The organism is Terrabacter sp. 2TAF16 (genome assembly GCF_052115065.1).
Taxonomy (GTDB): domain Bacteria; phylum Actinomycetota; class Actinomycetes; order Actinomycetales; family Dermatophilaceae; genus Terrabacter.
Map to the genome: position 1 here is coordinate 56,691 of NZ_JBFRFZ010000011.1, position 14,669 is coordinate 71,359.

Here is a 14,669-nt window from a genome sequence, read left to right on the forward strand (position 1 = left end):
GCCCCGATCAGTCGCTCGCGAGCGCGTCGCGCATCGGGATGAGCTTGGCGTTGGACTCGGCCACCTCGGACTCGGGGTCGGATCCCGCGACGATGCCGCACCCGGCATACAGCGTGATCTGCGACGGGTTGCCGGGATCGATGGCGCCGCTGCGCAGGGCGATGCCCCACGCGCCGTCGCCACTCGCGTCCATCCAGCCCACCGGGCCGGCGTAGCGCCCCCGGTCCATGTGCTCGAGCTCGCCGATCAGCTCGACCGCGCGGGCCGTGGGGGTCCCGCCGACGGCGGCGGAGGGGTGCAGCGACGCGGCGAGCGTCAGGGCCGAGGCCTCGTCGGCGCTCACGGCGGCGACGTCGGTCGCGAGGTGCATGACGTTGGGCAGGTGCAGCACGAACGGTGCCTCGGGCACGTTCATCGACGAGCAGTGCGGGGCGAGGGCCTCGGCGACGGAGCGCACGGCGTACTCGTGCTCCTCGAGGTCCTTCGACGAGCGGGCGAGCGAGGCCGCGAGCGCGAGGTCCTTGGCGTCGTCGCCGGTGCGGCGGATCGTGCCGGCCAGCACGCGCGAGGTGATGAGTCCCTGGTCGCGGCGCACGAGCAGCTCGGGGGTGGCTCCGACGAGACCGGCCACCGAGAAGACCCACGTGTTCTCGTAGCGCTCGGCGAGGCGACGCAGCAGCCAGCGCGGGTCGATGGGGCCGGAGGCCGTCGCGACGAGGTCGCGGGCGAGGACGACCTTGTCGACCTCACCCGCCCCGATGCGCTGGACGGCGTCGGCGACCGCATGGGCGTAGTCGGCGGGGGACACCTGGCCGTCGGCGAAGGCGACGTCACGAGGAGGCTCGGGATCGCTTGCGACAGAGGGCTTCTCGAGCAGCGTGAGCTGCGGTTCGAGAGAGACCGTCGTGAGCCAGGTCTGCCCGTCCCGACGGCCGACGATCGTCGAGGGGACGACGAGCCGGGCCGCCTCGGCGGAGTCGGAGGCGAAGGGGAAGGAGCCGAAGCACACGAGACCCGTGCCAGGGCGGCCCACCTCGTCGCGCACGACGGCGTGCCGGCTGACCTCGCGCCACCAGGCCTCGGCCTCGCGGAAACGGCTGTCGCCGTGGGCCTCGAACGACAGTGCCGACCCCCAGCCGACGAGGCCCTCGCCTCGGCGCACCCACGAGAGCAGCTCGTCGTGCGGGACGTCGGCGGGGAGGTAGGCCAGCAAGGGGTCCGCGGCCTCGAGGGGCACCGTGCGGACGACGACCGTCGGTCCCGCGGCGGGGGACGGCGCTTCGGGGGCGGGAAGCGTGGACATCGGTGGCAACTCTACGGCCGATCGTGAGCCACCCTGCTCGCGTGGTCGCCGGTGCGACCCGACCCACACCCGTCGTGGGTGCGAGGATGAGCGCATGACCCGTGCGCAGCTGGACAAGAAGCCGGTCGACGTCGCGTCGATGTTCGACACCGTCGCCGAGAAGTACGACGTGACCAACGACGTGCTCTCGCTCGGGCAGGACCGGCTGTGGCGCCGGGCCGTCGTCAAGGCCGTCGACGCCAAGCCGGGGGAGCGCATCCTCGACATCGCGGCGGGCACGGGCACGTCGAGCGAGCCGTGGGCCAACGAGGAGATCGAGGTCGTCCCGGCCGACTTCTCGCTCGGCATGCTGCGGGTCGGTCGCCGGCGTCGCCCGGACATGGCCTTCACGGCCGCCGACGCGATGAGGCTGCCGTTCGCCGACGAGAGCTTCGACGTCGTGACGATGAGCTTCGGGCTGCGCAACGTCGCCGATGCCGAGACCGCGCTGCGCGAGTTCCTCCGCGTCACCAAGCCGGGCGGCCGGCTCCTCGTCTGCGAGTTCAGCCAGCCGGTCAACAAGGTCTTCCGCACCGTCTACTCGAACTACCTCATGCGCGCGCTCCCGCCGGTCGCCCGCCGCACGTCGAGCAACCCCGACTCCTACGTCTACCTCGCCGAGTCGATCCGCGCCTGGCCGCCGCAGGGCGAGCTCGCCAGCATCGTCGAGGCGGCCGGCTGGCAGCAGGTGGGCTGGACCAACCTGACCGGCGGCATCGTCGCGCTGCACCACGGCACCAAGCGCTGACCGCCCGCGTGTCGAGAGTTAGGCATGCCTTATCTGACAAGCGCGAAATCGCGGGAATAGACTCCCGAAGTTAGTTCGTGAAGATCTTCACAAGCGGTTCGGAAGCGTGCAGGGAGACATGACCAGTTCGAGCGTCGCGCCCAGCCCCTCGGGGCCTGGTGCTGCACCCGTCGAGCGGGCCGACGTCATCGTCGTCGGTGCCGGTCCGGGCGGCAGCGCGACGGCGGCCTACCTCGCCGACCACGGTCTCGACGTCGTGCTCCTCGAGAAGTCGGCCTTCCCCCGCGACAAGATCTGCGGCGACGGCCTGACCCCCCGCGCGACCAAGGAGCTCATCTCCCTGGGCGTCGACACGACGGGGTGGCAGCGCACCAAGGGCCTGCGCATCAAGGGTGGCGGCCACACGCTGCAGCTCGACTGGCCCGAGTCCGACGCCTTCCCGGGCTACGGCATGGTCCGCACCCGCACCCAGCTCGACGAGACCCTGGCCCGCCACGCCGAGGCACGGGGCGCGCGCCTCCACGAGCGCACGAGCGTCTCCACCCCGCTCCGCGACTCCTCGGGTCGCGTCACCGGCGTCACGGCCAAGCGCCTCGACGACGCCGGCCGCGCGACGGGCGAGACCGTCTCCTACCGCGCGCCCGTCGTCGTCGCGAGCGACGGCGTCTCGAGCCGCCTCGCCACAGCCGTCGGCCGACCCAAGCGCGAGGACCGCGTCATGGGCGTGGCCGTCCGCGCCTACTACACGACGCCGAAACGCGACGACTACCTCGAGAGCCACCTCGAGCTGTGGAGCCGCGACGACGACGGCAACCGCATCCTCATGCCCGGCTACGGCTGGCTCTTCCCGCTCGAGGACGGCCGCACCAACGTCGGCCTCGGCACGCTCGACACCACCTCGGCCTTCCAGAAGACCGACTACAAGGACGTCATGCGTCGCTGGGTCGAGGACATCAATCCCGAGTGGCAGCTCGAGCACGACGAGTCGGCCGGTCCGATCCGCGGCGCCGCGCTGCCGATGGGCTTCAACCGCACCCCGCTCTACGCCGACGGCCTGCTCCTCGTCGGCGACTCCGGTGGCATGGTCAACCCCTTCAACGGCGAGGGCATCGACTACGCCCTCGAGGCCGCGCGCCTCGGCGCCGAGCTCGTCGCCCAGGCCATGGCGCGCCCGAGCGACGCTGCGCGCGAACGGGTGCTCGCGGCATACCCCAAGGTCATGAAGGACGAGCTGGGCGGCTACTTCACGCTCGGTCGCTGGTTCGCCCACGCCATCGGCAACCCCGAGGTCATGCGGCTCGCGACGAAGTACGGCCTGCCCCGCAGGAAGCTCATGCCGCTCCTGCTCAAGATCATGGCCAACCTCGCCGACCCCACGAGCAAGGGCGCGAGCGACCGCCTCATCACCACCCTCTCGCGGCTGGCTCCGAGCGCATGAGCCACCCGCCCGTCGGCGCCATTGTGACGCCGAGCACAATCGATGCCGACGCCCCTAGGATGGGTGCGCCGCGCACCTGCGCCCCTGCTTCGCACGTCAAGCACGACCGAAAGGCACGTGACCTCGGATGAACTCCTACGTCCCGATCCTGTTCATGCTGGGGCTCGGCTTCGCGTTCGCCGCGCTGTCGGTCTTCACCTCGCTCGTCGTCGGGCCCAAGCGCTACAACCGCGCCAAGCTCGAGGCGTACGAGTGCGGCATCCAGCCGACGCCCCAGGCGGCCGGCGGTGGCCGTGTGCCGATCAAGTACTACCTGACGGCGATGCTCTTCATCATCTTCGACATCGAGTCCGTCTTCCTCTACCCGTTCGCGGTGGCCTTCAACAAGCTCGGCCTCTTCGCGCTGGTCGAGATGGTCCTGTTCATCCTCACGGTGTTCGTCGCGTACGCCTACGTCTGGCGTCGCGGCGGCCTCGAGTGGGACTGACGCCCGTTGCACACGTGAGCACCCGCACCAGCGGGAACGCGTCCACCGGGTTCGTCAGGAAAGGTTAAGGAGTAAGCAATGGGTCTCGAAGAGAAGCTCCCAGCCGGGTTCCTGCTCTCGACCGTCGAGGGTCTCGCCGGCTACATGCGCAAGGCCTCGATCTGGCCGGCCACGTTCGGCCTCGCGTGCTGCGCCATCGAGATGATGGCCGTGGGCACGCCCGACTACGACATCGCCCGGTTCGGCATGGAGCGCTTCTCGGCGACCCCGCGCCAGGCCGACCTCATGATCGTCGCCGGTCGCGTCAGCCAGAAGATGGCTCCCGTCGTGCGCCAGGTCTACGACCAGATGCCCAACCCCAAGTGGGTCATCTCGATGGGTGTGTGCGCCAGCTCGGGCGGCATGTTCAACAACTACGCGATCGTCCAGGGCGTCGACCACATCATCCCGGTCGACATCTACCTGCCCGGCTGCCCGCCGCGCCCGCAGATGCTGCTCAACGCGATCATCGAGCTGCACCACCAGATCGAGACCTCGCCGCTCGGCGTCAACCGCGAGGAGGCGGCCAAGGCCGCCGAGGTCGCGGCCCTCTCGGCGACGCCGACGCACCAGATGAAGGGTCTGCTCGCATGAGCGACGGCGAGAAGAAGGACGACACGAACGCCGTGAACGCCGACACGACGAAGGACCAGGCCTCCGGCCTGACACCCCACGAGATCGAGCTCGCGCAGCAGCGCACGCCCGCCGAGCCCGAGGTCGTCGGCGTCCGCCACGGCATGTTCGGGGCGACCCAGGGCGCCGACACGACCGGCTACTCCGGCCTCGTCCGCCCGATCCTCGTCGCCGGCGCCTCGGAGCGCCCCTACGGCGGGTACTTCGACGAGATCGCCGACAACCTCGAGCGCGGCCTCGTCGGCGGCACGGCCTCCTACGGCGAGGCCGTCGACCGCGTCGTCGTGGACCGGGGCGAGATGACGATCCACGTCCGCCGCGAGCACCTGCTGGCCGTCGCCCGCGTCCTGCGCGACGACGCGTCGCTGCGCTTCGAGATCGTCACCGGCGTCTCGGGCGTGCACTACCCGAACCGCACCGGCGAGGAGCTGCACGCGGTCTACCACTTCCTGTCGATCACCCACGGCGGCCGGCGGGTCCGCGTCGAGGTCTCGTGCCCCGACGACGACCGCCACATCCCGTCGATCGTCTCCGTCTACCCGGCCAACGACTGGCACGAGCGCGAGACGTGGGACATGTTCGGCATCGAGTTCGACGGCCACCCGGCCCTCACCCGAATCCTCATGCCCGACGACTGGCCGGGCCACCCGCAGCGGAAGGACTACCCCCTCGGCGGCATCCCCGTCGAGTACAAGGGCGCCACCGTCCCGCCGCCGGACCAGCGGAGGTCGTACAACTGATGAGCACGCACACCGAGTTCACCCAGACCGAGGTGCCGGAGCCCGGCGCCAACGACGTCTACGCCACGTCGGTGGCCGACGAGCAGGCCAGCGAGGGCGCCCACGTCTTCAACGCCGCCGGCGGCGACTGGAACGACCTCGTCGACGAGGCCACCTCGCTCGGCGAGGAGCGCATCGTCGTCAACATGGGGCCGCAGCACCCGTCGACGCACGGCGTGCTCCGCCTCATCCTCGAGATCGACGGCGAGACGGTGACCGAGGCCCGCGCGGGCATCGGCTACCTCCACACCGGCATCGAGAAGAACATGGAGTACCGCACCTGGGTGCAGGGCGTCACGTTCTGCACGCGCATGGACTACCTCACGCCCATGTTCCAGGAGGCGGCCTACTGCCTCGCCATCGAGAAGCTCCTCGGCATCACGGACCAGATCCCCGAGCGGGCCAACGTCATCCGCGTGCTCATGATGGAGATGACGCGCATCAGCAGCCACCTCATCTGCCTCGGCACCGGTGGCATGGAGATGGGCGCGACGACGGTCATGACCGTCGCCTTCCGCGAGCGCGAGCGACTGCTCCGCGTCATCGAGATGATCACGGGCCTGCGCATGAACAACGCCTACATCCGCCCCGGCGGTGTGGCGCAGGACCTGCCGCCCGGCGCCATCGACGCGCTCCGCGAGATGGTCCCCGAGGTGCGCCGTGGTCTCGGCGAGCTCGAGGCGCTGCTCAACGAGAACCCCATCCTCAAGGGCCGCACCGTCGACGTCGGCGTGCTCAACCTCGCCGGCTGCATGGCGCTCGGCATCACCGGCCCGGTGCTCCGCTCGACCGGCCTGCCGCACGACCTGCGCAAGCTCGACCCCTACTGCGGCTACGAGACCTACGACTTCGAGATCAAGACCCGCACGAGCCAGGACGCCTACGGCCGTCTCCGGATCCGCATCGACGAGATGTACGAGTCGCTGAAGATCATCGAGCAGGCGACCGACCGCCTCCAGGCGAACGAGGGCCCGGTCATGGTGGCCGACAAGAAGATCGCGTGGCCCGCGCAGCTCGCGCTCGGCAGCGACGGTCTCGGCAACAGCCTCGACCACATCCGCGAGATCATGGGCACCTCGATGGAGTCCCTGATCCACCACTTCAAGCTCGTCACCGAGGGCTTCCGGGTGCCGGCGGGACAGGCCTACGTCGGCATCGAGTCGCCGAAGGGCGAGCTCGGCTGCCACGTCGTCTCCGACGGGGGCACCCGCCCCTACCGCGCGCACTTCCGCGACCCGAGCTTCAACAACCTGCAGGCCGTGGCCGCGATGTGCGAAGGCAGCCAGATCGCCGACGTCATCGTCGCCGTGGCCTCGATCGACCCCGTCATGGGAGGTGTGGACCGTTGAGCGGTCACGACGCTTCAGGCCACCTGCACGTCAGCCCCGAGTCCAAGGCGCCGTATGCCGCCGACGTCCTCGAGAAGCTGCACGTCGACGCCGCCGAGGTCATCTCGCGCTACCCGCAGAAGCGCTCGGCGCTGCTGCCGCTGCTGCACCTCGTGCAGTCGGTCGACGGCTACGTCGCGGGCCGCGGCGTGAGCTTCTGCGCGGAGGTGCTCGACCTCACCGAGGCCGAGGTGAGCGGTGTCGCCACCTTCTACACGCAGTACAAGCGCCACCCCAACGGTGACTACACCGTCGGCGTCTGCACCAACACGCTGTGCGCGGTCATGGGCGGCGACCTCATCTTCGACCGGCTCTCCGAGCACCTCGGCATCGGCCACGACGAGACGACCGACGACGGCAGGATCACCCTCGAGCGCGTCGAGTGCAACGCCGCGTGCGACTACGCGCCGGTCGTCATGGCCAACTGGGAGTTCTTCGACAACCAGACGCCGGAGAGCACGATCGGGCTCGTCGAGGACCTTCGCGCCGGCAAGGACGTCGCCCCGACGCGCGGCGCCGCCAAGGTCTGCACGTTCAAGGAGGTCTCGCGGGTCCTCGCGGGCTTCGAGGACGGCCGCGCCGACGAGGGCGTGGGCGCCGGTCCGGCGTCCCTGCTCGGTCTCAAGATCGCCAACGACCGCGGCTGGGTCGCCCCTGGTGCCAACAGCAGCAACGGCTCGCACTCGTCGCAGCCCGACGGGAAGGACGGATCGCAGTGACCGACACCCTGACCCCGATCCTCACGAAGTTCTGGGACGACCCGCAGTCCTGGACCCTCGCGACCTACGAGCGCCACGACGGCTACAAGGCCCTGACCAAGGCGCTCGACATGGAGCCGCAGGCGATCATCGACGCCGTCAAGGACTCCAGCATCCGTGGTCGTGGTGGTGCCGGCTTCCCGACCGGCATGAAGTGGTCGTTCATGGCGCCGCCCGACGGCGGCCCGCGCTACCTCGTCGTCAACGCCGACGAGTCGGAGCCGGGCACGTGCAAGGACGTGCCGCTCATGATGGCCAACCCGCACGCGCTCATCGAGGGGGTGGCCATCTCCTCGTACGCCATCGGCTGCGAGCACGCGTTCATCTACCTCCGCGGTGAGGTCGTCCACGTCTACCGCCGCCTGCTGCGCGCCGTCGAGGAGGCCCGTGCCGCGGGCTACCTCGGCGACAACGTCGGTGGCAAGGGCGTCAAGGTCGACATCACCGTGCACGCCGGCGCCGGCGCCTACATCTGCGGCGAGGAGACGGCGCTGCTCGACTCGCTCGAGGGCCGCCGCGGCCAGCCGCGCCTCAAGCCGCCGTTCCCCGGTGCCGCCGGTCTCTACGCCCGCCCGACGTCGGTCAACAACGTCGAGTCCATCGCCTCGGTGCCCGGGATCATCCTCGAGGGCTCCGACTGGTTCAAGGGCATGGGCACCGAGAAGTCCACGGGCTTCGGCATCTTCAGCCTCTCGGGCCACGTCGCCAACCCGGGCCAGTTCGAGGCCCCGCTCGGCATCACGATGCGCGAGCTCATCGACCTCGCCGGCGGCATGCGCGGCGGCAAGAAGCTGAAGTTCTGGACGCCGGGTGGCAGCTCGACGCCGATCTTCACCGACCAGCACCTCGACGTGCCCCTCGACTTCGACTCGGTCGCCGCGGCCGGCTCGATGCTCGGCACGCGTGCCCTGCAGGTCTTCGACGAGACCGTGTCGGTCGTGCGCGCCGTCGCGCGCTGGACCGACTTCTACGCCCACGAGTCCTGCGGCAAGTGCACGCCGTGCCGTGAGGGCACGTGGTGGCTGCGCCAGATCATGAACCGCATCGAGAACGGCCAGGGCACGCAGGACGACATCGACAAGCTCGTCGACATCTGCGACAACATCCTCGGCCGCAGCTTCTGCGCCCTCGGTGACGCGGCCACGAGCCCGATCACCTCGGCCGTGCAGTACTTCCGCGAGGAGTTCGAGGCCGGCATGCACGCGCCGGCCCACGAGCTCTTCCCGCCCGAGAAGTCGGTCCTCTTCGACGTCCAGACCAAGGAGTCCAGCGGGATGGTGTCCGCATGACCGCCACGACGGAGACGAAGGCGCCCACGGCGCCCGACCACGTCAGCCTGACGATCGACGGCGTGCCCGTCCGCGTCCCCAAGGGCACGCTCGTCATCCGCGCCGCCGAGACGATCGGCGTCGAGATCCCGCGCTTCTGCGACCACCCGCTGCTCGACCCCGTCGGGGCGTGCCGCCAGTGCCTCGTCGACGTCGCGATGCCTGACCGCGAGGGCAACGTCCGCCCCATGCCGAAGCCGCAGGCCTCGTGCACGATGACGGTGTCCGAGGGCATGGTCGTCAACACGCAGGCCACGTCCAAGGTCGCCGACAAGGCGCAGCAGGGCGTCATGGAGCTGCTCCTCATCAACCACCCGCTCGACTGCCCGGTCTGCGACAAGGGCGGCGAGTGCCCCCTGCAGAACCAGGCGATGAGCGCCGGGCGTCCGGTGTCGCGCTTCGACGACGTCAAGCGCACCTACCCCAAGCCGGTCAACATCTCCTCGCAGGTCCTGCTCGACCGCGAGCGCTGCGTGCTCTGCGCCCGCTGCACCCGCTTCTCCGACCAGGTCGCCGGTGACCCGTTCATCGCGCTCGTCGAGCGTGGTGCGCTCCAGCAGATCGGCATCTACGAGGAGAAGCCGTTCGAGAGCTACTTCTCGGGCAACACCGTCCAGATCTGCCCGGTCGGCGCGCTGACCGGTGCGGCCTACCGCTTCCGCAGCCGCCCCTTCGACCTCGTGTCGACGCCGTCGGTCTGCGAGCACTGCGCGAGCGGCTGCGCGACCCGCACCGACCACCGCCGCGGCGTCGTGCTGCGCCGGATGGCGGCCGAGGACCAGGCCGTCAACGAGGAGTGGAACTGCGACAAGGGCCGCTGGGCGTTCACGTACGCCACGCTGCCCGACCGCGTCGAGCTGCCCATGGTCCGGGACGCCGACGGCGAGCTGCAGGTGGTCGGCTGGCCCGAGGCCCTCGCCGCAGCCGCGGCCGGTCTCGCCGGCACCACGGCCGGCGTGCTCGTCGGTGGACGCGTGTCCGCCGAGGACGCCTACGCGTACGGCAAGTTCGCGCGCGTCGTGCTCGGCACCAACGACGTCGACTTCCGGGCGCGACCGCACTCGGCCGAGGAGGTCGCCTTCCTCGCCGAGCACGTCGCCGCCACGGGACCCGATGGCGGCGCCGTCACGTATGCCGACCTCGAGGCGGCCAAGGCCGTCCTGCTCGTGGGCTTCGAGCCCGAGGACGAGAGCCCCATCGTGTTCCTGCGCCTGCGCAAGGCGTTCCGCAAGCACCAGACGCAGGTGTATGCCGTCGCGTCCCACCCGACGCGCGGCCTGACCAAGGTGGGCGGCACGCTGCTGCCGACCGTCCCTGGCGACGAGGCCTCGGCCCTGACCGACCTCGGCTCGACCGAGCTCGGCGCGAAGGCTCGCGAGGCCCTCGGTGCCGGCGGCGTCGTGCTCGTCGGTGAGCGCCTCGCCACCTCGCCCGGTGCCCTGCGCGCCGCGGCCGACCTCGCCGTCGCCACCGGTGCCCGCCTCGCGTGGGTGCCGCGTCGGGCGGGGGAGCGCGGTGCCCTCGAGGCCGGTGCGCTCGGTGCGCTCCTGCCCGGCGGACGCCCGGTCTCCGACGCCTCGGCGCGCGCCGAGGTCGCCCGCGTGTGGGACGTCGACCAGGTCCCGGCCACCCCGGCCCGCGACACGGCCGGCATCGTCGCGGCCGCTGCGGCCGGCGACATCGCGGCCCTCGTCGTCGGTGGTGTCGACCCGTCCGACCTCGGTGACCCGGCCGCCACCGCGGCGCTCGAGAAGGCCTTCGTCGTCTCGCTCGAGCTGCGCGAGTCGCCGGTCACGGCCGTCGCCGACGTCGTGCTGCCCGTCGCCTCGCAGTCCGAGAAGACCGGCACCTACGTCAACTGGGAAGGCCGCGTCCGCGCCTTCGAGGAGGCCCTCGAGACCAACGCGGTCAGCGACCACCGCGCCCTCGACATGCTCGCGAGCGAGATGGGCGTCTTCCTCGAGACCCGCACCCAGCGCGAGATCCACGCCCAGTTCGAGGCGCTCGGCCCGTGGGGTGGCGCCCGTGCCACGAGCGCCCCCGACGGCCAGCGCGTCGCGACCGGCCCCGACGGCAGCGGCGACTTCGTCCTGTCGAGCTGGGCCACGCTCCTCGACGCCGGCCGCATGCAGGACGGCGAGCCGTTCCTCGCCGGCACCGCACCGCTCGCCGTGGCCCGTCTGTCCGAGGCCTCGGCCGCCGGGCTCGGGCTCGTCGAGGGCGACCACGTCACGGTCTCCGGCCCGGCCGGCAGCGTCACGCTGCCCGCCGTCGTCACCGAGGGGATGGTCGACGGCGTCGTCTGGCTCCCGACCAACTCGCGTTCCACCAGCGACTCGACCCACCAGGACTGCTCGATCCGCTCGGGCCTCGGTACCGACGCCGGTGGCCGCGTCCACGTCACGAAGGGTGGTGCGGCATGAGCCTCGGCCTGACCGCATACGGGGTGGCAGCCACGCTGCCCGTGTCCGAGAACCCCACGGCCGACTTCAGCGACACCCCGTGGTGGGTGGCCCTGATCAAGGCCGTCGGCATCTTCGTCTACCTGCTCGTCTCGACGCTGCTCGTCATCTGGTTCGAGCGCCGCGTCATCGGCCGCATGCAGCAGCGCCCGGGCCCGAACCGCAACGGTCCCTTCGGTCTGCTCCAGACGCTCGCCGACGGCATGAAGTCGATGCTCAAGGAAGACATCACGCCGGCCAACGCCGAGAAGCTCATCTACACCCTCGCGCCGCTGCTCGCCGCGACGATGGCCTTCGTGTCGTTCGCGATCATCCCGGTCGGCGGCACCGTCTCGATGTTCGGCCACGAGACGCCGCTGCAGGTCACCGACGTCCCCGTCGCCGTGCTGCTCGTGCTCGCCGTCGCCTCGGTCGGCGTCTACGGCATCATCCTCGCCGGGTGGAGCTCCGGCTCGACCTACCCGCTGCTCGGTGGCCTGCGCTCGACCGCCCAGGTCATCAGCTACGAGATCGCCATGGGACTCTCGCTCGTCGCGATCTTCCTCTACAGCGGTTCCATGTCGACCTCTGCGATCGTCTCGGCGCAGAGCTCGCTCTGGTACATCCTTCCGGCGTTCTTCAGCTTCGCCGTCTACGTCATCACCATGGTCGGCGAGACCAATCGCCTGCCCTTCGACCTCGCCGAGGGCGAGGGCGAGCTGACCGGTGGCTTCCACACCGAGTACTCCTCGATGCGCTTCGCGATGTTCTTCCTCGGCGAGTACGTCAACATGTTCACCGTCTCGGCCCTGGCCACCACGCTCTTCCTCGGTGGCTGGCAGGCCCCGCCGTTCATCTCCGCGATCAACGACAACATGTTCGGCGGCGGCTGGTGGGGCCTGCTGTGGTTCACCGCCAAGCTGTGGCTGTTCATGTTCATGTTCGTCTGGCTGCGTGGCTCGCTGCCGCGTGTCCGCTACGACCAGTTCATGCGCTTCGGCTGGAAGTTCCTCATCCCGATCACCCTGGCCTGGGTCGTGGCCGTCGCCTTCATCCGCGGCGCGCAGCTCGGCTTCCTCGGTGACAGCAAGCTGACCTTCGCCGGGCGCGAGCTGTCCGTCGCGACCGTCGTCATCGTCAGCATCGTCGCCGTCATCGCCCTCGCCGCGGCGTGGATCTGGGACGACAAGCGCGCCGCCCGTGCCGCCGCCGAGGACGTGACCCCGCCGGAGGAGATCGACCCCTTCGAGGACGGCTACCCCGTCCCGCCGCTGCCGGGTCAGCGCCTCAACGAGCCGACCCGGTCGGGCCACCAGCTGGCGGCGTCCCGCGAGCCCGTGCTGACGACCGCCGGCACCTCGAGCACCTCGACCGCCGTCAAGGAGGAGGACCATGGCTGACGACACCGTCGGCAAGGACGTGTCACCCCAGAGCCCCGGCAGGGGCTCGGAGGTCGGCGCGCCCCGTGACCAGCGACCCGGCCAGGACGACCGCAGCAAGGGCTTCCTGTCCGAGCTCTTCGCGCCGGTGGCCGGTTTCGGGGTGTCGTTCTCCACGATGTTCCGCAAGGTCGCGACCGAGGAGTACCCCGAGAAGCCGCGCCCCACGGCGCCGCGCTTCCACGGTCGCCACCAGCTCAACCGCTACCCGGACGGCCTCGAGAAGTGCATCGGCTGCGAGCTGTGCGCGTGGGCCTGCCCGGCCGACGCGATCCTCGTCGAGGGTGCCGACAACGACGACACCCCGCTCGACCAGGGTGGCAAGGGCCGCTTCAGCCCGGGCGAGCGCTACGGCCGCGTCTACCAGATCAACTACCTGCGCTGCATCTTCTGCGGCCTGTGCATCGAGGCGTGCCCGACGCGCGCCCTGACGATGACGAACTTCTACGAGCTCGCCGACAACGACCGCGGCAAGCTGATCTTCACCAAGGACCAGCTGCTCGCCCCGCTCCAGAGCGGCATGCTCCAGACGCCGTTCCCGATGTCCGACGGGCTCGAGGAGCGCGACTACTACCAGGGCAAGGTGAGCGAGCCGACCGCCGCGCAGCGCGCCTACGTCGACGCCCGCGACGCGGCCGACGACGAGGACGACGCGTATGCCGGTGGGCCCGGCAACGTCGGGGCCGCGGTGCCTGGGGCCCACGACATCGTGCACTCCAGCCACCCGACCGCAGCAGAGACCAGGGAAGGGGCCAACCCGTGACCTCCACCGCCGAAGCCGTCGGCTTCTGGCTGCTCGCCCCGATCGCGGTCCTCGCCGCGCTGGGCCTGCTCTTCGCCAAGAAGGCCGTCCACGCCGCCCTCGGCATGGCCCTGGTCATGTGCATCCTCGGCGTCTTCTACATCATGCAGAAGGCCGACTTCCTCGGGATCGTGCAGATCTTCGTCTACACCGGCGCCGTGATGATGCTCTTCCTCTTCGTCCTCATGCTCGTCGGCGTCGACTCGTCCGACTCGATCGTCGAGACGATCAAGGGTCAGCGCTGGGCCTCGCTGCTGCTCGTCATCGGTCTCGCCGGCATCCTCGTCTTCTCGCTGGGCCGCGTCGTCATGGACGAGCAGACGGTGCAGGCCGGGATGGACAAGCTCGTCGCGTCCAACGCCGAGACCGGCAACGTGACGGGCCTCGCCGAACTGATCTTCGGCCAGTACGTCTGGATCTTCGAGGTCACCTCGGCCCTGCTCATCACGGCCGCCCTCGGCGCCATGGTGCTCGCGCACCGCGAGCGCCTGACGCCGCGCATCACGCAGGCCGAGTGGGCCGCCAAGCGCGTCCGCGACAACAAGAACGTCGCGGGCCTGCCCGCGCCGGGTGTCTACGCCCGCCACAACGCGGTCGACACCCCGGCGCTGCTGCCCGACGGCACGCCGAGCGACCTGTCCGTCTCGCGCGTCCTCGTGGCCCGTGACCAGGTCGCGACGACCGACGGTTTCAAGGACGTCGAGCGCCACATGGAGCGCGAGATCGAGGAGGGTCGGTCCAAGTGAGCCCGATGCACTACGTCTACCTCTCGGTGCTGCTCTTCGCCATCGGCGCGGCTGCAGTGCTGGTCCGACGCAACGCGATCATCGTCTTCATGGGCGTCGAGCTCATGCTCAACGCGACGAACCTCGCCCTCGTCACCTTCTCCCGGATGCACGGCGCCCTCGACGGGCAGGTCATGGCCCTGTTCGTCATGGTCGTCGCAGCCGCGGAGGTCGTCGTGGGACTCGCCATCATCATGGCGATCTTCCGCGCCCGCCGCTCGGCCTCGGTCGACGACGCCAACCTGCTGAAGCTGTAAGGAGC

The 14,669-nt window shown here is 70.4% G+C and carries 14 protein-coding genes; 13 read left to right on the forward strand and 1 reads right to left on the reverse strand.

Annotation, left to right across the window (positions count from 1 at the left end; all coding sequences use genetic code 11):
• Nucleotides 1–7 precede the first annotated feature (7 nt).
• Nucleotides 8–1,303: an isochorismate synthase gene (locus AB4Z14_RS16840; protein ID WP_442276201.1), complete on the reverse strand. Its 1,296-nt coding sequence runs from the start codon at nucleotides 1,301–1,303 to the stop codon at nucleotides 8–10.
• Nucleotides 1,304–1,397: 94 nt separating this feature from the next.
• Here AB4Z14_RS16840 and AB4Z14_RS16845 point away from each other — a divergent pair, with 94 nt between their 5' ends.
• The 13 genes from AB4Z14_RS16845 (at nucleotide 1,398) to nuoK (ending at nucleotide 14,664) form a co-directional block, all read left to right on the forward strand.
• Nucleotides 1,398–2,090, forward strand: coding sequence for a demethylmenaquinone methyltransferase (locus AB4Z14_RS16845; protein WP_442276202.1), 693 nt, complete (start codon nucleotides 1,398–1,400; stop codon nucleotides 2,088–2,090).
• Between the two features lie 118 nt (nucleotides 2,091–2,208).
• Entirely contained in the window at nucleotides 2,209–3,528 is a 1,320-nt protein-coding gene (locus AB4Z14_RS16850; protein ID WP_442276203.1) for a geranylgeranyl reductase family protein, read from the forward strand.
• A 127-nt stretch (nucleotides 3,529–3,655) separates the two neighbouring features.
• On the forward strand, nucleotides 3,656–4,015 hold the full coding sequence (locus AB4Z14_RS16855; RefSeq protein ID WP_020145018.1) for an NADH-quinone oxidoreductase subunit A: 360 nt from the start codon (nucleotides 3,656–3,658) through the stop codon (nucleotides 4,013–4,015).
• Nucleotides 4,016–4,093: 78 nt separating this feature from the next.
• Entirely contained in the window at nucleotides 4,094–4,648 is a 555-nt protein-coding gene (locus tag AB4Z14_RS16860; protein WP_056826380.1) for a NuoB/complex I 20 kDa subunit family protein, read from the forward strand.
• Entirely contained in the window at nucleotides 4,645–5,427 is a 783-nt protein-coding gene (locus AB4Z14_RS16865; RefSeq protein WP_442276204.1) for an NADH-quinone oxidoreductase subunit C, read from the forward strand. The genes AB4Z14_RS16860 and AB4Z14_RS16865 overlap by 4 nt, the downstream gene beginning before the upstream one ends.
• Nucleotides 5,427–6,815 carry an NADH-quinone oxidoreductase subunit D gene (locus tag AB4Z14_RS16870; protein WP_442276205.1) on the forward strand — a complete coding sequence of 463 codons (1,389 nt, stop codon included), beginning with the start codon at nucleotides 5,427–5,429 and terminating at the stop codon, nucleotides 6,813–6,815. Before AB4Z14_RS16865 ends, AB4Z14_RS16870 begins: the two co-directional genes overlap by 1 nt.
• Entirely contained in the window at nucleotides 6,812–7,573 is a 762-nt protein-coding gene (nuoE, locus tag AB4Z14_RS16875) for an NADH-quinone oxidoreductase subunit NuoE (protein ID WP_056781529.1), read from the forward strand. The genes AB4Z14_RS16870 and nuoE overlap by 4 nt, the downstream gene beginning before the upstream one ends.
• Nucleotides 7,570–8,901, forward strand: coding sequence for an NADH-quinone oxidoreductase subunit NuoF (nuoF, locus tag AB4Z14_RS16880; protein WP_442276206.1), 1,332 nt, complete (start codon nucleotides 7,570–7,572; stop codon nucleotides 8,899–8,901). The genes nuoE and nuoF overlap by 4 nt, the downstream gene beginning before the upstream one ends.
• Nucleotides 8,898–11,363, forward strand: coding sequence for an NADH-quinone oxidoreductase subunit G (locus AB4Z14_RS16885; RefSeq protein ID WP_442276207.1), 2,466 nt, complete (start codon nucleotides 8,898–8,900; stop codon nucleotides 11,361–11,363). Before nuoF ends, AB4Z14_RS16885 begins: the two co-directional genes overlap by 4 nt.
• Nucleotides 11,360–12,781, forward strand: a complete 1,422-nt coding sequence (nuoH, locus tag AB4Z14_RS16890) for an NADH-quinone oxidoreductase subunit NuoH (RefSeq protein WP_056781521.1) — start codon at nucleotides 11,360–11,362, stop codon at nucleotides 12,779–12,781. The genes AB4Z14_RS16885 and nuoH overlap by 4 nt, the downstream gene beginning before the upstream one ends.
• Nucleotides 12,774–13,583: an NADH-quinone oxidoreductase subunit NuoI gene (gene nuoI, locus AB4Z14_RS16895; RefSeq protein ID WP_442276208.1), complete on the forward strand. Its 810-nt coding sequence runs from the start codon at nucleotides 12,774–12,776 to the stop codon at nucleotides 13,581–13,583. The genes nuoH and nuoI overlap by 8 nt, the downstream gene beginning before the upstream one ends.
• Entirely contained in the window at nucleotides 13,580–14,368 is a 789-nt protein-coding gene (locus AB4Z14_RS16900; RefSeq protein ID WP_442276209.1) for an NADH-quinone oxidoreductase subunit J, read from the forward strand. The genes nuoI and AB4Z14_RS16900 overlap by 4 nt, the downstream gene beginning before the upstream one ends.
• The gene (gene nuoK, locus AB4Z14_RS16905; protein ID WP_020145008.1) at nucleotides 14,365–14,664 is read left to right on the forward strand and encodes an NADH-quinone oxidoreductase subunit NuoK; all 300 of its coding nucleotides are present in this window, start codon (nucleotides 14,365–14,367) and stop codon (nucleotides 14,662–14,664) included. The genes AB4Z14_RS16900 and nuoK overlap by 4 nt, the downstream gene beginning before the upstream one ends.
• Nucleotides 14,665–14,669 lie beyond the last annotated feature (5 nt).